Source organism: Acidobacteriota bacterium, assembly GCA_040754075.1.
GTDB lineage: Bacteria > Acidobacteriota > Blastocatellia > UBA7656 > UBA7656 > JBFMDH01.
This window is the reverse complement of sequence record JBFMDH010000014.1, coordinates 25,854-46,127: the sequence shown is the minus strand read 5'-3', so window position 1 is coordinate 46,127 and position 20,274 is coordinate 25,854. Positions and strand designations below refer to the sequence as shown.

General features: G+C 48.8%; 17 protein-coding genes. 14 read left to right on the top strand and 3 right to left on the bottom strand.

Annotated features, from left to right (window positions below; genetic code table 11):
• Nucleotides 1-3 precede the first annotated feature (3 nt).
• From AB1757_16155 to AB1757_16130, 6 genes are all read left to right on the top strand, one after another.
• Nucleotides 4-1,062, top strand: coding sequence for a DmsE family decaheme c-type cytochrome (locus tag AB1757_16155; GenBank protein MEW6128573.1), 1,059 nt, complete (start codon nt 4-6; stop codon nt 1,060-1,062).
• Nucleotides 1,063-1,073: 11 nt separating this feature from the next.
• The gene (locus AB1757_16150; GenBank protein MEW6128572.1) at nt 1,074-3,251 is read left to right on the top strand and encodes a hypothetical protein; all 2,178 of its coding nucleotides are present in this window, start codon (nt 1,074-1,076) and stop codon (nt 3,249-3,251) included.
• A 300-nt stretch (nt 3,252-3,551) separates the two neighbouring features.
• Nucleotides 3,552-3,899 (top strand): cytochrome c, encoded by a 348-nt coding sequence (locus AB1757_16145; GenBank protein MEW6128571.1) that lies wholly within the window; start codon nt 3,552-3,554, stop codon nt 3,897-3,899.
• A gap of 119 nt (nt 3,900-4,018) precedes the next feature.
• Nucleotides 4,019-4,465 carry a ubiquinol-cytochrome c reductase iron-sulfur subunit gene (locus tag AB1757_16140; protein MEW6128570.1) on the top strand — a complete coding sequence of 149 codons (447 nt, stop codon included), beginning with the start codon at nt 4,019-4,021 and terminating at the stop codon, nt 4,463-4,465.
• A gap of 3 nt (nt 4,466-4,468) precedes the next feature.
• Complete coding sequence (locus AB1757_16135; protein MEW6128569.1) at nt 4,469-5,533, top strand: cytochrome bc complex cytochrome b subunit; 1,065 nt, start codon at nt 4,469-4,471, stop codon at nt 5,531-5,533.
• A 76-nt stretch (nt 5,534-5,609) separates the two neighbouring features.
• Entirely contained in the window at nt 5,610-6,887 is a 1,278-nt protein-coding gene (locus AB1757_16130) for a cytochrome c3 family protein (protein ID MEW6128568.1), read from the top strand.
• Nucleotides 6,888-7,270: 383 nt separating this feature from the next.
• Here the strand turns inward: AB1757_16130 and AB1757_16125 are convergent, their stop codons facing one another.
• A complete protein-coding gene (locus AB1757_16125; protein ID MEW6128567.1) occupies nt 7,271-9,133 on the bottom strand; it encodes a cytochrome c3 family protein in 1,863 nt (620 codons plus the stop codon).
• A gap of 747 nt (nt 9,134-9,880) precedes the next feature.
• Between AB1757_16125 and AB1757_16120 the strand changes: the two genes are divergently transcribed.
• The 6 genes from AB1757_16120 (at nt 9,881) to AB1757_16095 (ending at nt 16,417) form a co-directional block, all read left to right on the top strand.
• Entirely contained in the window at nt 9,881-11,095 is a 1,215-nt protein-coding gene (locus AB1757_16120; GenBank protein ID MEW6128566.1) for a hypothetical protein, read from the top strand.
• Between the two features lie 11 nt (nt 11,096-11,106).
• Complete coding sequence (locus AB1757_16115; protein MEW6128565.1) at nt 11,107-12,012, top strand: cytochrome c3 family protein; 906 nt, start codon at nt 11,107-11,109, stop codon at nt 12,010-12,012.
• 155 nt (nt 12,013-12,167) lie between these two features.
• Nucleotides 12,168-12,749, top strand: coding sequence for a cytochrome c3 family protein (locus AB1757_16110; protein MEW6128564.1), 582 nt, complete (start codon nt 12,168-12,170; stop codon nt 12,747-12,749).
• Nucleotides 12,750-13,164: 415 nt separating this feature from the next.
• Nucleotides 13,165-14,769, top strand: a complete 1,605-nt coding sequence (locus AB1757_16105) for a NapC/NirT family cytochrome c (GenBank protein ID MEW6128563.1) — start codon at nt 13,165-13,167, stop codon at nt 14,767-14,769.
• Between the two features lie 297 nt (nt 14,770-15,066).
• Nucleotides 15,067-16,089 carry a YCF48-related protein gene (locus tag AB1757_16100; GenBank protein MEW6128562.1) on the top strand — a complete coding sequence of 341 codons (1,023 nt, stop codon included), beginning with the start codon at nt 15,067-15,069 and terminating at the stop codon, nt 16,087-16,089.
• A 211-nt stretch (nt 16,090-16,300) separates the two neighbouring features.
• Nucleotides 16,301-16,417: an RHS repeat domain-containing protein gene (locus AB1757_16095; protein ID MEW6128561.1), complete on the top strand. Its 117-nt coding sequence runs from the start codon at nt 16,301-16,303 to the stop codon at nt 16,415-16,417.
• Here the strand turns inward: AB1757_16095 and AB1757_16090 are convergent.
• Nucleotides 16,414-17,130, bottom strand: coding sequence for a Crp/Fnr family transcriptional regulator (locus AB1757_16090; protein ID MEW6128560.1), 717 nt, complete (start codon nt 17,128-17,130; stop codon nt 16,414-16,416). The genes AB1757_16095 and AB1757_16090 overlap by 4 nt on opposite strands.
• 324 nt (nt 17,131-17,454) lie before the next feature.
• Here AB1757_16090 and AB1757_16085 point away from each other — a divergent pair, with 324 nt between their 5' ends.
• The gene (locus AB1757_16085; protein MEW6128559.1) at nt 17,455-17,934 is read left to right on the top strand and encodes a hemerythrin domain-containing protein; all 480 of its coding nucleotides are present in this window, start codon (nt 17,455-17,457) and stop codon (nt 17,932-17,934) included.
• Between the two features lie 12 nt (nt 17,935-17,946).
• Nucleotides 17,947-18,738, top strand: a complete 792-nt coding sequence (locus AB1757_16080) for a YwiC-like family protein (protein ID MEW6128558.1) — start codon at nt 17,947-17,949, stop codon at nt 18,736-18,738.
• 130 nt (nt 18,739-18,868) lie between these two features.
• Here AB1757_16080 and AB1757_16075 read toward each other — a convergent pair whose 3' ends face one another.
• The gene (locus AB1757_16075; GenBank protein ID MEW6128557.1) at nt 18,869-20,260 is read right to left on the bottom strand and encodes an ammonia-forming cytochrome c nitrite reductase subunit c552; all 1,392 of its coding nucleotides are present in this window, start codon (nt 20,258-20,260) and stop codon (nt 18,869-18,871) included.
• Nucleotides 20,261-20,274 lie beyond the last annotated feature (14 nt).

The following is a 20,274-nucleotide window of genomic DNA, read 5'->3' as shown; positions in this document are numbered from 1 at the left end:
ATAATGCGAACTCTTAAAATAGTTGTAGTAGCATTGGCGTTCTGTTTGCTTGCTTTAACGCCGCTTATGTCATCGCCAAGCGGCGGCTCGGCAACCGTTCTGGCAGAAAGCATGCAACCTGAACCCAACTCACCGCCCGCAGATACGAGTCAATATGTTGGCAGTGATTCCTGCGCTGATTGTCACGCCAATCAGGCAACCCACCTCGGAATAACCGCGCATCGCAAGCTAAGCGGTAAAAATGGGTCGGCTGAAAAACAGGGGTGTGAAGCCTGTCACGAGGGAGCCAAAGCCCACGTTGATTATTACAAGACAGCGCAAAAACTGATGGCGGAAGGTAAAGACGCTGAAGCTCAGGCGCTCTATGCCGATACGTCGAAAGCCAACGAAGCCAAGATGCGCTCGTTTAAAAGCCTGTCGCCGGCGCAATCCAGTCAGGTCTGTTTACAATGTCACGAAAATCAGCAAGGGCGCAGCGAAGAACGCTTCAACTATCGTCGCAGTGAACACGCGCGCCACGGGGTTGCCTGTCAGGATTGTCATTCATCGCATTCACCGAAAGTGACGGAATTTTTATTGAAAGATAAAGAGCCGGAAGGTTGCTATAAATGCCACGCCGACCAGAAGGCATCCTTTGCGCGACCTTTCCATCACAAGGTTCCCGAAGGCGGCATGAAATGCAGTGATTGTCACAATCAACACGGCAGCTTCCAACAGAAACAACTACGCGGTTGGGTGGGCGGCGAAGTCGGTTGTGTGAAATGTCACGCCGACAAAGCGGGACCCTTCGTTTATGAACATGCGCCTGTAAAAGTCGAAGGCTGTCAGGCTTGTCACACGCCGCATGGTTCAACCAATCCGCGAATGTTGAAACGCAATGAAGTCAGATTGCTTTGTCTTGAATGCCATTCAAACACTCCGGGGATTCCTGAAACCGGTGCCGGAGAAGGGCCACCAACCCCTTCATTCCATAATTTAGCGGCTGCCCGTTTCCAGAACTGCACCCAGTGCCACACCTTCATTCACGGGTCGAATTCGCATCCGGCATTTTATAGACCATAAGGAGAGAAACCATGAAAATCTTTAAACCAAATCCACGAAATTATCTTGGTCAGATGGCGACGGTTTTCGCGCTCTCCTTGTCTATATTAATGGCGGGTGAGTTGAAAGCCCTGGCGCAAAGCACGGTCGAAAAACTTGAAACCACGCAACAGGCGAAAAAGTCAGAAGACGAACTGGCACTGGCGCGAGCGGCAGTCATTAAGCCCACAGACAAGTCGGAAAAGCCTGACACCGGAAGCGTCATTGGCAACTATACCGTCAAGTCATCCATCGAGTTGGGCTATCGTTGGGTCGATATCGGGGGAAATGCCGAACGCTATCGCTCGGATTTAAATGTGCGCGACGGTTTTCGCGTCCTCGATTTTTCCATTGATGCGCGTTCGATTGACCCGCAAGGCGCGTTGTTCGATTTTCTACGCGCTGATGCCTCAAACGTCGGCGGCGATCAAACGCAGTATTTTTCACTGCGGGTAGATAAAACCCGCTACTACAAATTCGACGGCAAGGTGCGCAGGTTTTACTACTATCGCTCGCAAGCCAACATTGCCAACAATCAACACAATTGGGATATTCGTCAACAGGTCTCGGATTTCAATCTGAAACTCTTTCCGCAAAGAGCCGTCCGGGTGAACCTCGGTTATGGTCGCAGTTCGGGCACAGGACCTTTCGTCACGACTTATAACTCCAACGATCAGTTTCTGGTTGAAGGCAATGCCCGTTGGGAAGCCAATGATTATCGCGCGGGCTTTGATGCCTCAATCAATAGCTGGAATATCTTTGGCGAATATCTGTTTCGGGGTTTTCGCAACGATTCCGAACAATTCCAAAAAATCCCGCTCAATCGCGGTAATAATATAACTGATACTGCCGTATTGAACTTTTTTGATCGCGATACTCCGATTCGCTCGGATTCCGTGATTGTTCGCGGCGCGATCAACGGCAATATCGGCAATCGTGTGCATGTCCTGTTACAGGGGATGCACAACGATGAAGATGCCAAAATCAATCAGTACGATATCATTGCCGGAGTTGACACTTCCAATCGAACAGTCAACCGGCTCATTTTAACCACTTCCAATGCCAAACGTCCGAGTAAATCGGTTGACGCCTTGCTGTCGGTTGATGTGGCTGAAAACGTCACCATCAGCAATACCTCAAGGTTTTACCGATACCGAATACTGGGAAACCTGGGAGGAACAACCGCAACCACCTTGCGCACGGTAGCGGGTGCCACGACGAACACTTTAACGACATCCACCTTCCGGCATACCACGGATGTCACGTCTTACTGGAACACTTTACAGTTACAGTTCGGTCGCGGCAGAAGTTTTTCCGGCAATGTCGGATGGCGTTATACTTTCAGAGATGTCAAACTGATCAACACGACCACCGCCACGACCGCAGCCGAGCCGGAAACCGAACGCGAAAATACCAACACCTTCATCGGTGGTTTGCGGTTGCGTCCGGTTGACCGGGCAAACTTCTTCTTTGATTATGAAAATGGTTCAAGCGATAACGTCTTCGTTCGGGTTGCGCCATTGGATTATCAGAGATTTCGCGTGCGCGCCAACATCGGCATCACCGATGCGCTTTCTTTCAACACCACTTTCACGGCAACCGATAAAACCAATCCGACGCCGCAGGTTGAAAATGATTCCGACTATCGCGCTTTTTCGACGACGCTCGTGTGGGAACCGCAGGCGCGATTCTGGATTACCGGCGGTTATAATTATGATTCGGTAAAATCGACTGCCAACATTGCCTACTTCATCAGCAGTGTGTTGAATACCGGAAGGTCGCGTTATTACTCGCGGCAACACTTCATGTTCTTCGATTCGCGAGTTGGCGTAACCAATCGTTTAGACCTGTTTTTCGTCTATCGTTACATCAAAGATTTGGGTGCGCCCGGAGGCGTTGGCTTCTTCCCGGCTCCTTTACCCAATGATTTCATCACCTCTCTTCCCTTGAAGAGACACAACCCGGAAGCCCGACTGTCATTTCGCATCAATAACCACGCGACAGCCAACGTGAGCTACCGGCACTATAGCTACAACGAGAAGTTCAACATTCCGTTCTTCCAGAGTTACACGTCATCTTCGCCGGTGAATGTGTCGCCGACGGTGGTAGGGTTTAACAATCCCGATTATCGAGCAAACATTGTCACCACGAGTATGCGCTTTACCTTCTGAGGTATCGAGCTGCCGGAGATGACGGGCAATCTCATCATTACTTGAGCGATACAAAAAAATTCGCTTGAGTTTTAATGAGATTGCCCGCTCGGCATTGACGGAAAAAGAAACGGGAAACCATCACCATCCCGAAAATTTCATCCATATCACTAAATACAGTGGAAACTAAATTTCTTGAGGTTCAGAGTTACGCATTTATGCGTGAATCGCTTTTTTCTCACGCCTGAAGGCATAACTTTGAACGCTGAAAAATGTCAACTTACTTAGGTTCCAATGTACTAAATAAGGAAGCGAGGGCATATGAAAATACTCAAGGCATTGTTAGTGGTCGGCATAGCCGTAGTTAGTTTTTCAATCCTGGTTGAGCAAAACGCTTCGGCGATGCGCGGCATGGCAGGGGGAGATGGTGCAGCAACCTTCAAATCGAAATGCGCCAGTTGTCATGGCGCGGATGGAAGCGGCAATACCCCAATGGGAAGGAACTTAAAGCTGCGCAACCTGGGCAGCGCCGAAGTCCAGGCACAATCAGACGCGCAATTAAACAAAATTATATCGGGTGGCAAAGGAAAAATGCCGGGGTTTGGCAAAAGCTTAGGTGGCGCTCAAATTCAGGAACTTGTGGCTTTTATTCGTTCTCTGAAAAGGTAACCAGCGTAACGCTTCCCGGTTGTCTTCAGCGTTTGCTCTATCAACTCAAAGCCTGATCACCTGCCTGTCATGAATCCTCAATTGCCGACAGTCAGATGGGGTTTGCTTTTAGGAGTCGTATGGAAAAAACCAACACGCCACTAACGACGCGACGAAACTTCATTGACTATTTTCTGGGAACCAGTCTGGGCGCTACGCTCGTGGCAACCTTCTATCCTATCTTCAAATTTCTGGTTCCTCCACAAATTGCCGAATCGACGGAATCTTCAGTGGTTGCGGCAAAGGTATCCGAGCTAAAACCCAACAGCGGAAAAATTTTCAAATTCGGCAGCAAACCGGGCATCATCGTTAAAACCCCGACCGGGGAAATTCGGGCATTTTCAGCAACCTGTACCCATTTAGATTGCACGGTGCAGTATCAGGAAGGCACTCAACAAATTTGGTGTGCCTGTCATAACGGTCGTTATGATATGGCTGGCAAAAATGTTGCCGGACCTCCGCCCCGCCCTTTAGAGCAGTTCACGGTTAATGTTCGTGGAGACGAAATCATCGTCTCGAAAGGATAAATCATGAACATGAGCACGATAGCCGACTGGGTAAATGATCGCGCCGGTCTTGCGCCGCTAAAAGAACTGGCACAAAAAAAAGAGGTTCCTTTACATCGCCATTCGCTGTGGTATTACTTCGGCGGAATGACGCTTTTCCTGTTTTTCATTCAGGTAGGAACCGGCATTTTACTCCTGCTTTATTATCGTCCGAGCGCCGAAAATGCCTTTGAAAGCGTGCAATTCATTATGACAGAGGTGCAGTTCGGCTGGTTGATACGCTCGATTCACAGTTGGTCAGCCAACCTGATGATTGCCACCATGTTCATTCATATGTTCAGCGCTTTTCTGATGAAAGCCTATCGCCCGCCCCGCGAATTCACCTGGATTAGCGGTTCGTTGTTGCTGGTGATCGTCCTGGCATTTGGGTTTAGTGGCTACCTGCTGCCCTGGAATAAACTGGCTTTTTTTGCCACCAAGGTGGGAACAGATATTGCCGGGGTGGTGCCGGGAATCGGTGATTTTCTGCTGCGGTTTTTGCGCGGCGGCGACGAAGTGACCGGCGCGACCTTAACCCGCTTTTTCGGCTTTCATGTGGCAGTGCTTCCGGCGCTCATCACCGCCATTCTTTTTATCCATCTGCTTCTCGTACAGCGACAAGGCATGAGTGTGCCGCCGAGTTTGGAAGGCAAAGCGTTAAAGAAGATGAAATTCGTGCCGAATTTTCTCTTGCGTGATTTGATGGGATGGTTAATCGCCCTCGGCGCATTGGCAGCTTTATCGGCAATTTTCCCCTGGGAGTTAGGTGAAAAAGCCGACCCCTTTGCTTCGGCTCCGGCAGGAATCAAACCGGAATGGTTTTTCATGTTCATGTTCCAGACCCTGAAATTCATTCCCGCGAAAATCGGTCCCATTGACGGCGAGGTTCTTGGAGTATTGGCATTTGGCGCAGGTGGGTTATTTTGGTTTCTGGTGCCTTTTCTCGATAGAAAAACCGCACAGGGAAAACCCAGCCGAGGGTTCACGGTTATCGGCATCATCCTGCTGGTTTATATCGTGGGCATGACAATTATCGGGTATACACAATAGGGGTCAACCTATGACAAAAGCACGCATATCAAATAACCCTTCAAGCCAGAGAACGCATCAAGCAGTTAAATTAGTTGTGACCCTGTCTTTGGTCTTGCTGTTTCTGGTTATGGTTTCAAAGGCGCAAAAAGATGTAACGCCTTCCGGCAGCAATCAACCCATCCCGACTCCTGCCTCAGAAAAAGATAGTTGTCTGGAATGCCATAAGGAAATGGGCGATCAACTTGCCGCGCCGGTCACAGCGATGGAAGAAGATGTTCATAAAAAGCGTGGGCTGTCATGCGCCAATTGTCATGGCGGCGATCCCACATCGGATGACCCGACACTGGCAATGAGTCCCGCTAAAGGGTTCATTGCGCGACCCAAGCCCGTTGAGGTCGCGCGGTTTTGTGGCAAGTGTCATAGTGATGCCGAGTTTATGAAAAGGTTCAACCCTGCCCAGCGCGTTGACCAGGAAACCGAATACAACTCCAGCGTTCATGGTAAACGAATCAAACAGGGCGACGCCAAACCGGCTACCTGTATCAGTTGCCACGGCGCTCATGGCATTCGCGAAGTCAACAACCCCAATGCGCCGGTATTCGCGCTGAATGTCGCGCAAACCTGCGGGCAATGTCATGCCAATGCCGAATACATGAAATCCTATGGCATCCCGACCGACCAATTACATAAATATAACCAGAGTGTTCATGCGGAAGCCCTCATAAAAAAACAGGACTTATCTGCGCCGACCTGTAATGACTGTCATGGCAATCACGGGGCTGCGCCTCCCGGCGTCGCCTCCGTCAGCAATGTGTGCGGGACTTGTCATGCGCGACAGGCAGAGTTATTCGATAAAAGCCCGCACAAAACCCCGTTTGAAGCGGCGGATATGGCAGGTTGTGTCGTCTGTCATCAGAACCACCAAATCCTTACTCCCGCAGACAACATGTTAGGGGTCGGCGAAAAATCGGTTTGTACCAGTTGCCATACGGAAGATGCAGGGTTTCAAGGTTCCCAAAAGATGGGAGAATTGATTGTGGGATTGAATCACCACATTAACCAGACCGAAGATTTATTAAATAGAGTCGCCATCACCGGAATGGAAGTCAGTCGCCCCATGTTTGACTTAAAAGAGGCGCGCGATAAATTGATCAACGCCCGCGTTCTGATTCACAATTTCTCGCCGAGCGCCATCGAAACCGCCGTCAATCAGGGGATGGATATATCTAAAAAAGCGAATCAAGCCGGTCAGGATGCTTTGAGCGAGTTGCAATTCAGACGCAAAGGGTTGGCAGCATCCTTAATCATTATTCTTCTGGCGGTTGCCGCTATCTACCTGAAAATCAGACAAGTCGAACGCCGCGCTTTATGATTGACGGATAATCAGGGGCTGCGCTGTGCGACTTTAAATCGCTGGCGATAGGTTGTATTTCGAGTATATTTTTAAGCGGAATATCGCCTGACCTGATAATCAATTCGGTTCGGCTGGGCTGATGCGGTTCAGAAATCAATGCGATGGTTTGCGCATTCGTTCATTGTCTCTGGCTTCCCCGGCTCAAACAATACCTCGCGCAATCGTTCAGCGATTTGACAGAGAAAAAATCCTGAGGGCGTGTTTTGAAATTCATCTTCGCTGCTAAAGCAGCGAGAAGCTTACTACCAGAGATTGTCCGTCTGGCAACCTTCTCATTGCGCCTTCGGCTCATCTTTGATTTTCAAAACACGCTTTGAGCATTTCTATTCAGCAGACGAACTTCAATCCTGTGCTGAAGGCTCTTTGCTTTGTTTCTCCTCGGACGCCTTCATCTGTTCATAATCAAGCTCATGCTCTTCTTTGTAGTATTCTTCCGAAACCAATCCGTCCACCACTGCCCAGTTCAAGGGATAGACATCCGGGTCGAAAATGACGTTGTAGATGTGCCAGACCAGTATCGCCAGGGTTGCCAGTATGGCTTCGTACCAGTGAATGGCGAGCGCAATATCGATGAACCAACGCGGCAGAAAACCGAACATCTCAACCTTGAACCAGACCATCAATCCCGTCAGCCCCATGACGAATGTGCCCCAGACGACTGCCCAGTATTCGGCTTTCTCTCCATAGCCGAAACGCGCGAACTTAGGCTTCGTTGAAGCAAGCCCCAGGTAATAGCGCACATTCTGAATCAAATCCGAAAAATCTTTCCTGCGCGGCAAGAAATCTTTCAATCCGATGCGTCCCTCTTTGGTCAAGAGCATATAGAAAATATGAAACACGCCGACGGCAATCATCATCACACCGGCAATGCGATGACTAATACGCCGAACCGCTTCACTCGATCCCAGCAAATGACCAAGCCAGGAATCCGGATACTTCAGCGCAAATCCCGTGATGACCAGAGCGAAGAAGCTGGTCAACAGCAACCCGTGTTGCCATCGCTGAATGGTGTTCATGCGCACAATGGTGCGGCGTTCCAAGCGCCGACGCTCAACGGCTTTCTTGCGCCAGACCAGAATATTATGAATTGCCATTGCGCCGATGGTTACGCCAATTAAAATCAGGTATATCCATCGCACCCAGCGCGTGGCAACGCTACCGATATCCTCTGCGGTAGGGACATCGAGATGAACTTTACCAATGATAAATTGCTCGCCCGCTCCGATATGACACTGACCGCAGGTTTTAACCAGGTTGTCGCGATTAATCATCGATTTCGGATCCGAAGAAGGCAAAATATTATGCACCCCATGACAGCTCGCGCAATCGGCTGCCACGTCAGAGCCGAACTTTCTTGCCATTCCATGATAGCTGTCTTCGTAACTGCTGACCCGTTCGCCCTGGACGCCGAATTCCTGCGTCAAACGCACTCCCTGATGGCATTGGGCGCAAGCCGTGGTGCCAAGCGTGGAGCGCGCATCAATACGTGGTTTAATCGTATGAATGCCATGACAATCGGTGCAGGCGGGGGCTTGCGAAACGCCCCTTTCGACCGCCGCGCCATGCACACTCTGAATAAATTCGTTTACGACCTGTGAATGACATTTCGCACAGGTCTTTGGAATATTGGCTTTGAAGATTGGCGAAAGGTTGTTCGAGGCGGGCAGGATGTCATGGCTGTTATGGCAATCCGTGCAAACAGCGGCACCAATCTGACCGCGTGCGATGGCGCGCGCATGGGCGCTCTCTTCATAGGCAAGGAAGGGACGGTTGCTGATACCGGTGCCCTCCATCACGGATTTCTTGCTGTGACAGGAGCCGCAGGTATTGGCGATGTTCGCCCGGTTGATGGTCGATTTGGGGTCACTTTTGGGCAGGATTGCCGACATATCACCACCCGGCGCATGACAATCGAGACAACTGGCAGCCTTACCACCGTTCTTCAAGGCTTGAGCGTGGAAACCGTGATTGTAGGCTTCGTGCGCTTCTTTATGGAATAAAGCTCCTCCCAGATAAGGAAGCGTCTTGTTAGGTCCATGACATCCGGCGCAATCGAGTTGAACCGCTTTTGTAGCATCAGCGTCGGGTAGTTGCCCTGCGACATTCGACGGTGTTTGATTCTGCGCTTCCACAGGCGCTTTGGCTTGATAGATAACAAAGAGAAAGAAGAGGAAGAGTATCAGAATTGAGGCAGAACGCTTCATAAGCTAATCCCTTTCTGAGGAGCGGAAAATGCCTCCTGTGTTTTTGTCTACAGGCAGTTCAATAGACATAAGTGGTTCTATCAGCGAACCCATCAGGAATATATCCGAGAGTTGCGTGCTGATTATCTTGACAGGATTTACTCCTTGAGCGACTGCTCAGACTCCACCAGCGCCTTTGCTGGCGTTGCATTAAGGTTGTTTCCCAAGACTGGCATTTAGAGAATGCCCTTGAGAAATATTGCCAACAGATCATGGTTACTTTTTTCAGTCGCTTAACCTTGGTATTCATTACTTTCAGTTCATCACGATGGGAATGATTCAATCTTGTGGTTCCCATCAACGATTTGAAAAGAGCAACACCTGTACCGGATAAATAGCATTAAAAAGCCGCAGAGTTCAAACCAAAAGCGAACAACCGTTGTGCTGAATCCCGTTGGTTGTGTACTTTTATCCAACTGAATGCGAAATTTTTCCCAATCCCATGAGGCGATGCCTATTCCTCAATGATGTCTGTTTATGGCAATTTCCCCACATGCACAAAGCAATTCTCGCATTTTATGGAAAAAGTTCAGGGGTGAAGCCTTTGTGGTCATTCATTTGCTTAACTATGTGTGGGGTGATTAGATGTGATGAACATCACCGACACGTTGAGGATTTTTTGATAAAGGTCTAGTATCCGGTAAACCTGCAACTTGAGGGATACCAGCAGGGGTAAAAATCAATAAAGCATAGGTCATTTGATACTCAATGAATAATCGGGCAATTAAGCTGACAATCCTCCTGACCGTTGTGTTGTCGGCTTTCGTGTTTGTGCATCCGGGTTTAACAGCTAATAATGCGGAAGCTGAATCGCAACGACGCCCATCAACCACCCGTCGCCCGACAGCAGCCAGCAAACCGGGACGGTCGGCAAATTACTCACAATTCTCCCATCAGGTGGCAGCCCATCAGATGGCTTGCAATTCCTGTCACAAGTTTCCAACCGCGAATTGGAAAACCGCGCGCAAGGGCGAAGAGGCTTTCGAGGATGTCACCGATTATCCAACTCATGATTCTTGTTTGAATTGTCATCGCCAACAATTTTTCAAAGGCGCGCAACCGGCAATCTGCACCATTTGTCACACCAACCCGGGCCCGCGAAACAGCAATCGCCATCCCTTTCCAAACCCGAGCGAGGTTTTTGACCAATCACCCAAAGGCAAAGCCGCAGTTTCGCAATTTGAAATATTTTTCCCGCACGATAAACACGAAAGCCTGTTTGGAGAACTCAGAAAGCGTTCTGCGAGCTTGCAATTTGCGGCTTTTCGTAAATCCAGGCAAGGCGCGGCAAATGCGGTTTGCGCCAACTGTCATCAACTCTACAAACCACAGGGTGAGGCGAGCGATGAATTCGTCACTCCGCCGCCGAAAAATTTAAAAGATGATGATTTCTGGCTGAAAAAAGGCACCTTCATGAGTTCGCCGGGTAGTCACGCCAGTTGTTTTTCGTGCCACGCCGCGGGCGGCGGACTGCAACCCGAACCCACCGATTGTTCAATGTGTCACAAACTTTCGCCAGCCTCAAAGTTGACCTTGGAGCAAAGCGATTTCGATGCCAAGTTCGCAACCGCGATGGCAATCCAGGATAAACCCCTGCTGGAAAGATGGCAGCGTCGGCAGGCGTCGAAATTTCGCCACGAGTGGTTCAGCCATGCCGAACTCAAATGCACCGATTGTCATAAAGTTGCAACCATCAATACCGCTGATGGCAGAGGCGCAGAGGTCGATATCCTTTCGTGCGGCGGCAGCGGCAGCGGTTGTCACATTACGCCAACTGCTGATGAAGGCGGCGCATTGAATTTTGAAATCGACCAACGCAAAGCCAAAGCCGATTTCCAATGTAGCAAATGCCATCTTGATGAAGGCAGGAAAGCCATACCGGAGTCGCACGCCAAAGCGCTTTCGGCAATCACCAAAAAATAAACGGATGCGATATGCTTGAACGACCTGAACAACCTACCACTTCTCAAGATGCGCCTCTCGTACGCCGTTCAACACGGCGGCTTTCCTTACTGGTTTTGCTGATTGGCATTGCGGTTTTCGTGCTGGCAGTTTTTTCGGGCACAACAACCGTCGCGACCACCAAGGCTGCGGCTGGCGAAACGCCGGAACTTGATTTCGCGGCAATCGAACAGGGCGGCGACTTTTCAAAATTTTCGCATCGTCAGGCGGCGCACACCCGACTTCCCTGTCTGCTTTGTCATCGCCGTGAAACCAATTTGATTCAGCCGAAACGTCCGGGGCACACGCCGTGCGCGGGCTGTCACGCCGAGCAGTTTGCCAATCAGAGCAGCCCGATTTGTACGATTTGCCACAGTAATCCGGCAACCGCAAACCCCGAGGTGAAAGCCTTTCCGCGACTTGCCAGTTTCAATATGAAATTTGCCCATACGCAACACCGAAACGTGAACTGTTCGGTCTGTCACAAACCCACAGGGCGCGGCAATGTGGCGTTATCCATGCCTTCGGGATTTAATGCGCATACGGTTTGTTACCAGTGTCACACGTCGCGCGCGCAATCCGGCGGGCGGGATATTTCTTCGTGCGGCACCTGTCATCAACTGGGCAGTTACCGCCGCGCTTCGATTGCCGCAAAGGCTTTTCGGGTGAACTTCAGCCACGCAAAACATGGCAGAAGACAACAACTCAATTGCAACGAATGTCATCAGGTGAAATCAGGAGCTTCGCGCCAGCAGGTCACTTCGCCGCTCCCGACAAATCACTTAGCGCCTGAGCACGCTCTCAGTTGTATGAGTTGTCACAACGGCAAACGGGCATTTGGCGGCGATGATTTCAAGAGTTGTCAAAAATGTCACACCGGGCAGACCTTTCGTTTTTAATAAATGATTCACAGGTCTTTGCAATCTAACGGTAGGGGTGAAGCAACTTAAAGTCGGAAAAAATGATTCTCATGATTGCTTCATCAAATTTAAAAACACGGATTGGTCGAGGCTATTCCTGCTGACTGATTCGTTGAAAATGGGAGATAAGAAAGATGAAAAGAGTAAAAGCTTTTATTACCATGGCGCTTTTTACAGGATTAATCCTCGGCGCATACGATTCATCATTCTTTGCAACCTTGACCGCACAGGCGCAGGATGCTACGAAAATGCCGGATGTTGTCAAACTCGCAAAGGATAATAAACTGGGTCCGGTGACCTTCAGTCATACGAATCACACGACTAAAAATTACAACCTCGAAGGTAACGGACCGGTCGCCTGCATTGAGTGTCACCACACCGCGCAACCGGCAGCCGAAGCGGCAAAAAATCCGCCACTAAAAACCGCCTGGCCCGCGGATCGCACCACTACACTTACCGCCGATTTATTTCAGAAAGACCCGAAAGCCGCAGGCGTCGCGAGTTGCAACAATTGCCACGTCAAAACCGGCGAAACTCCGAAATTGGTTCCGGCAATTCCGCAGATTCAGCCGGAAGGCGCATCGGCTCCCTTAACCTTGAACAACCAGATGGCTTTCCATCGCAATTGTGCAGGCTGCCATGACAAAGTCTTAAAAGCTCGACCGGATGCCAAAGCACCCGGCATGCAAAAATGCGCTGCCTGCCATAAGAAATAAATACGCTTGGGAAACCTCAGGATGGGTAAACCATCTTTGGCGATTTATCCATCCTGATTATTTTTTAGGCAATCGACAGCAAATCAATTGCTCACCGGGATAGTGGTGAGCAATTTCAGTTCGATGGATTTTCAACGAAATTCTTTTTGAACTCAGCGATTGAAATTGTTCATCAGGTGAGCGCATTAGCTGACGCAGACTAAGCGAAAATGATTTCGTCTTTACGTGGCACATCGGTCAATTATTTTCCCGGTTAATAATTTCACCAAAGTTTGTTTGTCGAGTTAGTAGCTCCCTGTTGTGGTTCCATTTTTTAATGCTTCGAGGCAATTTCCTGGTCAGTCGTTTGCTTATTGCGGTTGTGTGAATCAGCCTTTGAACGGCTAGTCTTGTCAACACCTCGCGGAGGAAAAGCATGTTAAACAGGTTGAATCGGTTAGTAAAAGGTTCGCGCACCTTACAATTAACGCGCAATTTTATCAGTTTTGTGGGAATGGCGATTGCGATTGCCAGTGTCACAGGCATCATCTTTCTGTTTCTGGCAGAATCGCTGGGTTCTCGCGAAAGCCCATACCTTGGCATCTTCACCTATATTATCTTCCCATCCGTCATGCTTTTCGGTCTTGCCATCGTTATTGTGGGGATGTTGGTTGAACGGCACAGGCGACGGAAAATCGGCGACGAATCAATCGCCTATCCTTCGCTTGACCTCAACAACCCGCAAATCCGCAGAAAATTGTTGGTCTTTCTCGGTCTCTCGTTCGCCTTTCTTTTCGTGAGCGCCTTTGGCAGCTACCGCGCTTATGAATATACCGACTCGGTCGCTTTTTGCGGCGAATTATGCCATTCGGTGATGTCACCGGAACTCACGGCTTATAACGCTTCACCGCATGCGCGCGTCAAATGTGTCGAGTGTCACGTCGGTCCCGGCGCGGGCTGGTATGTGCGTTCAAAACTATCGGGCGCTTATCAGGTGTATTCCGTCATGTTCAATAAATATCCGCGCCCGATTCAAACCCCTGTGCATAATCTGCGTCCGGCGCAGGATACCTGTGAACAGTGTCATTGGCCCGAAAAATTTCATGGCTCGCAACTGAAAGTTTTCAATCGTTATGGCTATGATGAGAAAAATACGTTGCGGCAAACCCGCATGCTGTTGAACACCGGCGGCGGCAGCACCGTCACCGGCATGGTGGCAGGCATTCACTGGCATATGAACATCGGCAACGAAGTCACCTATTTTGCAACCGACGACCACCGCCAGAATATTCCCTGGGTGCGCCTCAAAGACCAGCACGGCAACATTACCGATTATGTCCTGGAGGGCGCTAAACTCACTCCCGAACAGATTGAAAAACCGCCCAAGCGCCGCGTCGATTGTGTCGAATGTCACAACCGCCCAAGCCATATTTATGTGCCACCTGACCGCGCCGTAAACGAAGCCTTCGTCGCCGAACGTCTCGACATCACCTTGCCTTATCTGAAACGCGAAGCGGTTAAAGTGCTCGACCAGCATTACGAAACCACAGGCGAAGCTGTAGCGGCAATCAAAACCGGACTGGAGAATTTTTATCGCGCCAATTACCCGGAGGTTTATTCCGCGAAAAGAGATGCGGTTGACCGCGCGGTTGCCGAAGTGCAAAGAATATTCCAAACCTATTTCTTCCCCGAAATGAAGGTTGACTGGCAAACCCATCCCGATAACATCGGGCACTTTTATTCGACGGGTTGTTTCCGTTGTCACGATGGTCAGCACAAGAGTCCATCAGGCAAAGTGATTTCCGCAGATTGCAATATCTGTCACACGGTTTTGGACCAGTCGAATGCCGGGGTTCAAGTGCCGATTAAGAACAGCGAATTTCAACACCCGGTGGAGTTGGGCAATTTGAAAGGCTTGAATTGTACGCAATGTCATCGCGGCAACCGCGCTTTTCAACACCCGGTGAATTTGGGCGATCTTTCCGAGTTCAAATGCACCGATTGTCATGCAGGAAAAGTTCACACCGGCGGAGGGCAATAATCAGAAGCTATATAGTTATGGATACCTGTTTCCCTAAAAAATAGGGGGATTTTCAGCAATTCCCGGTTTAGAAATTGGCGATGCCAATCTGCCCATTGTCGGGGTTGCAACTGTTGAAAATATGCTCAAATATCAGGGCGCTTGCGCTAAGGTCGCTCCGATTTTGACGCCCTTACGCCAAACTGGGAATGGCTGATTTTTGCGACTCGTGGAAAATTTCTCTAATAATTTTTGCCCCTTTGACGAATAGTATCTTCAAGGATAGTTCATAAAACAAACAGTGACGAGAGCATAGTTATGGGTAAAAAAATATTTATCCTTTCCACAATACTTATTTGTATATGTTCTTCGACTTTTTGCGATGTAATTATTACTCCCATTAAACCTAAGTACCGTTCTATTCGGTTCCCTGATGATTTACATGGATGGTTAACCGGTTATGGAAGAGTCTTTTACACTACTGATGGTGGAGAAACTTGGGAAAGGCAATTTATGCCTATTGATTCCTCTAAACCTGAATCCAGTAATAAAACTCCTTTAGGATTTGTGGGGTCAATCTTATGGGCAGATCAATACAGTGCAATGGTACGAAGTGAGTCAGGAATTATTACTTTTAACGCGAACCTGGGATATGGGTATGAGAACTTTTTGGCTAAAGACATCCTTTCGAGATTAGGGTATACCTTATTCACAGATAGAGTATCAGGATGGGGTGTAGGCCCGATGGGGAAAGTTTTTCTAACTAAAGATAAAGGGGAAACCTGGAATGTTCTACAAACTCCCCAACATGATGTCTTACATAATTTGTTTGCAGTTTCACCTGAAAATATCTGGGTGGTTGGTAATAACATATTACAGAATTCTACTGATGGTGGAAGAAATTGGAGATTGTGTCAGTTACCTTTTAGCCATGATCTCTTGTCAATCAAGTTTGTCAACGAGAATATAGGTTGGGCTTGTGGTTATAACGGTTTGATTTTGAAAACTGAAGATGCAGGCAAGACCTGGCAAAAAAAAGAAACTCTATACTCACATCGTACAGTGCTTAACGAACTATTGTTTATTAATGCGCATCAGGGATTTGTTGTAGGTACTAGATGGCATAAGAATGAGAATATGGATGAAGATACGCAGGAAGGTATAATTCTTTACACTGAGGATGGAGGTGATAACTGGAAGCAACTAATTACTAAACTTGGCGAGGATTTTATTGATATTGCTTCACCTCCAAATGGTCAAGTATGGGTAATAAGCCGTCAAGGTAAATTACTTCGTACAAAAGATAATGGTGCAACTTGGGATTCGATCACCATTGAATAAAATTAAGTGAGTTTTGTTAATACACGCAAAGCTTGAAGTATGATGAGGATGTAAAAGACTTCGATGGTATGAAGCATAGGCATCTCCAGCCGAAAATTTATTAAACCACCGGCGGGCAAAAAGACTGATGCGGGATGCCTGATGACTAAGGCCGTATATTTCGGCACGGATTCCCGAACAAACCGCCAGCCTCAACGACGGCACGGGGACGATGTGGACAGCGAAGTTCGTTTACAATCAATTCCATCAAGTCACCGCCAAGACCGATGCCCGTGGCGTGGTGACGAATTATTCATACGATGCGCTCAATCGCGTGACCGATTTCTAAGAACTGATGAAGCGTTCAAGCGCCGCTTTGTTACAGATAAACAGGTTTGAGCCTTTCAATTGAATGACCTGTTTGTTTTTCAATTCACCGAACAGACGGGTTACGGTTTCCCGCGACGAGCCGATCATCTGAGCAATCTCCGTATGGGTCAAAGAGATTTTCAAATGAATGCCGTTCTCGGTGTCTTTACCATCTCTTGCGCACCAACCGAGCAATAGTCTGGCGAATTTTTCAGCCACCGAATCCGCCAGCACCAACGATTTGATTTCCTGATACATGGTTTGATAATTGCGGCTGAGAATCTGCGCAGCTCTGAGGCTGGCTGCGCCGTGGGCTTCGAGAAACTGCATGAAATATTCCCGCCGGATGAAATTGACCTGCCCCGCTTCGAGCATTTCCGCCGACGCTTCGTAAGGCGCATTGGCAAGCGTGGCGCTGAGTCCGAGAATTTCGCCGGTTTCCGCAATACGCATCAGAGATTTTCCATTGCTCGAGGTCAGCGAAAATTTCACCCGCCCGCTGCACAAAATAAATACCCCGCGAGCCAGTTGCCCTTCGGCAAATATGCGGATTCCCGGTGAATAAAAATTGGTTTGAATGATGGCATCAAAATCACGAAGCACGGTTTCCGGTAAATCACAAAACGAGCCAGCGATTCGCAAATGGCATTGAGAGCACCGGTCGATAATGTCGAATGGATGGGATAAACTCATAGAGCTTTTCATTGAGCGTTCAACTCAATCCTCCTTGGAGATGAGTGTATAGCAACGAATGTTCCGCTTCTATAAGCCCGCTTCCCGTTATAGATTTTGCGCGAAATTCCACAATCCGGTTCGATTCTACAGTTTTCCAATGACTAAATGCAGCAAAAGTCTATGCGCACATCGTCGAATTCCGCAACCCGGTTTGGCATTGGGTTTGCCCTGTATGAAGTTTCGTTCGGGTTTTATTAACGATTGGGGATTTTTTCAAGTTTCTGGGGAATTATTGGACCGGTAAGCGCAAATCTACTTGCCGGAGAGTTTTTTACACAGGCTATGACTTTTTTAACCTTAATAACCTTTCACCAAAACTTAAATGAATTATTCATCCGTCATCAGGAAGCTTTGCTTGACGGCGATATTGAAGCAGCCACCGACCGCCTCGATGAATTCATCAAACAACTTCGCGAACACATGGATTACGAAGAAAAACACCTGCTGCCAGTTTATCAACGAGCGGGAGAAATTCGCGGCGGCGCGGTTGAATTTTTTACCGGCGAACATCGCAAAATGCTTGAACTGCTAGCCCGCATTCAGGATTCGCTAAATCTGTTTGCGACAAATCCCGAAAATTTGAAACGCCGTATTATTAAATTATTCGATGAAGAAGCGGCATTCAAAAGTCTGGTCGAACATCACGATATGCGTGAAGAAAATATTCTCTATCCGACGCTTGACCGTATCACCACCCCGGAAGAGAAAAAATATCTGCTGAATGATTGTCTTCATCGACAAGCGGCACATCAGTCTTTATAAGGAGAGTATCAAATGAGCATCAGTAAAAAATTGCGGTTACCCAAAGAACACGGGGCGTGGGCAATGCTATATGTCCCGTTTGCGCTTGGCACGATTGTCGCCGCTCAGGTTTCCTGGCAATGGCTCTTTCTGTTATTGGCAGTCAGCGGGTTATTTATATCGCGTGAATCCATGCTGGTCTGGTGGCGTGCCAGAAGTCGCGGACGCGACGCCAAAGGCGCAGACCGTATGCTGATGATTTATCTGGCAATTGCCGCTGCCTTTGGCGCTCCGCTCATTCTCATCTTTAAACTTTATGTACTTATTCCGCTCGGACTCTTCGGTATGGTCTTGTTGCTCATCAATGGCAAACAGGCGGTCAATCTGGAAGAGCGTTCAATCTTTGGCGAAATCCTCGCCATTTGCGGACTCACCATGACCGCGCCTGCGGCTTATTACGTCGCCACAGGCGAATGGAATCACACGGCTTTATGGTTGTGGTTGTTAAGCGCCTGCTATTTTTCCAGCAGCGTTTTTTATATTAAAGTGCGGGTTGCCGGTCTGCATCGCAATAAACCCAATGCCTTGCAAAGGGTTTCGCAACACTGCGCCTTTTATCATACCTTTCTGATCGTTGCGCTGGTGCTTTTTACCTTTACCAAAAGTCTTGAGCTTCCTATTCTCATCGCTTTTACACCGGCTATCAGTCGCGCCTTTATCGGGTTGCTCACACCCGGACGCAAAGTGAATCTGACACAGGCAGGTTTTTTAGAAGTGGTTTACTCGCTGATCTTTTTGATTTTCACGACGCTCACTTTCAGTTAAGCAAAAAAGCGTCAGTGAGATTTTGTTGAAGCGCGGTCAAAGACGGCTTTCTCAACCCAATAAAATATCAAAGCAAAATGCCGCGAAAACTAGCTTCCTCGCGGCATTTTGCTTTGACGATTTTTTTATATCAACGCAAAGCTTTTTGTCCTTTGCGCGAAAAATCTATCGATTCACCCAGAATTCTCGCGGCTTCCTGTGGCGCATGAAAACCCGTCGAATTTTCCGCTTCAACGAAATCCAGATAAAACTGCGCGAGACGTTGAAAATCCTGCGCGCCTGCCAGTTGTTCATCGGTTTTCCCGGCAGCCTTTGCCGCTTTGATGTCATTGATTAAATCCATCAACGCATCCATCGCCACATTGCGCAATTTAAACGTTCTCTCCTGAATCGTTTCAACGCGGGCTTTGAGTTCCTCTTCCGACCATTTGTGACAGGTCTGACAGGCAAGGTTGATATTGAGCAACGGCGAGCGCACATGATGGTCGCTGATTTTCAATGCGCCGACCCGTTTATAAGGCATATGACAATCGGCGCAGGCAACTCCCGAACGCGCATGGATGCCTTGATTCCACATTTCAAATTCAGGATGTTGAGCTTTCAAGACAGGCGCGCCGGTGTCTGCATGCGTCCAGTCCTTTTGTTTGACTTCATCGTAATAAGCCATGATGTCATCAATCTTCAAACCCTTTTGCCAGGGGTAAACCAGGCGTTTTTCGGGTCCTTTGAAATAGTATTCAACGTGACATTGTCCGCAGACGAAAGCGCGCATTTCCTGCCGGGTTGCCATTTTGTTGACATCATAATTGGCAATGCCCTGCGAAGCTTTGAGTGCTGCCATGCCTTCGATAAAGCCCGGACGGGTGACGCGCAATTGCATATTCGAGGGGTCATGACAATCGATACAACCGACCGGATGTTCGACCAGTTTGCGAGCTTCGGTGTAAGACATCTGATTCATCGCTTCAAAGCCTTTAATCAAATCGCCGCCGCCCAGTTTTTTATAAGGCACATAGACCGACGCATGACATTGCATGCAGGTGCCCGGCTGTTGGGCTGCCTGCTGACGTTCGGTGAAGGTCTGGTCATCAAGCATATAGGCGTGCCCGCGTTCTTCGCGAAAATCTTTTGAAAAGGCATAACCCGCCCACATGGCTTTAAGGCGCGGGTCTTCTTCGAGTTTCGATTGCGCGACCACCGAGCGCGGGTCGGCTTGCGTCGGCGAACGCGGCAAGGCTTCACTGCCGCCGTAGCGCGTGCGAATCTGGTCGACCGTGCGTTTATACCCGTCATATTGCAGAGGGAAATTTTTTCCCCAGACTTCCGGGTCTTCGGTCTCATCCGTCAAGTCAACGACGCGATAGAAAGGATTCCGACCTTCCTGTTTGCGTTCAAAGATATTGATGAGCAACGCTGCCCCGGCAATCGCGCCGAGGGTTGCAATCAGTGCCGTAATTAAAACAAATTTTCGGGTACTCCAGGTTCTTGCAGCAGGTGGTTTTTCATTGATGGATTCGCTCATAGTTTTCTCTCAAC

Coding starts and splice junctions, on each gene's coding strand:
- AB1757_16155 (MEW6128573.1), top strand. CDS start 4: ATGCGAACTCTTAAAATAGTTGTAGTAGCATTGGCGTTCTGTTTGCTT.
- AB1757_16150 (MEW6128572.1), top strand. CDS start 1,074: ATGAAAATCTTTAAACCAAATCCACGAAATTATCTTGGTCAGATGGCG.
- AB1757_16145 (MEW6128571.1), top strand. CDS start 3,552: ATGAAAATACTCAAGGCATTGTTAGTGGTCGGCATAGCCGTAGTTAGT.
- AB1757_16140 (MEW6128570.1), top strand. CDS start 4,019: ATGGAAAAAACCAACACGCCACTAACGACGCGACGAAACTTCATTGAC.
- AB1757_16135 (MEW6128569.1), top strand. CDS start 4,469: ATGAACATGAGCACGATAGCCGACTGGGTAAATGATCGCGCCGGTCTT.
- AB1757_16125 (MEW6128567.1), bottom strand. CDS start 9,133: ATGAAGCGTTCTGCCTCAATTCTGATACTCTTCCTCTTCTTTCTCTTT.
- AB1757_16120 (MEW6128566.1), top strand. CDS start 9,881: ATGAATAATCGGGCAATTAAGCTGACAATCCTCCTGACCGTTGTGTTG.
- AB1757_16115 (MEW6128565.1), top strand. CDS start 11,107: ATGCTTGAACGACCTGAACAACCTACCACTTCTCAAGATGCGCCTCTC.
- AB1757_16110 (MEW6128564.1), top strand. CDS start 12,168: ATGAAAAGAGTAAAAGCTTTTATTACCATGGCGCTTTTTACAGGATTA.
- AB1757_16105 (MEW6128563.1), top strand. CDS start 13,165: ATGTTAAACAGGTTGAATCGGTTAGTAAAAGGTTCGCGCACCTTACAA.
- AB1757_16100 (MEW6128562.1), top strand. CDS start 15,067: ATGGGTAAAAAAATATTTATCCTTTCCACAATACTTATTTGTATATGT.
- AB1757_16095 (MEW6128561.1), top strand. CDS start 16,301: ATGTGGACAGCGAAGTTCGTTTACAATCAATTCCATCAAGTCACCGCC.
- AB1757_16090 (MEW6128560.1), bottom strand. CDS start 17,130: ATGAGTTTATCCCATCCATTCGACATTATCGACCGGTGCTCTCAATGC.
- AB1757_16085 (MEW6128559.1), top strand. CDS start 17,455: ATGACTTTTTTAACCTTAATAACCTTTCACCAAAACTTAAATGAATTA.
- AB1757_16080 (MEW6128558.1), top strand. CDS start 17,947: ATGAGCATCAGTAAAAAATTGCGGTTACCCAAAGAACACGGGGCGTGG.
- AB1757_16075 (MEW6128557.1), bottom strand. CDS start 20,260: ATGAGCGAATCCATCAATGAAAAACCACCTGCTGCAAGAACCTGGAGT.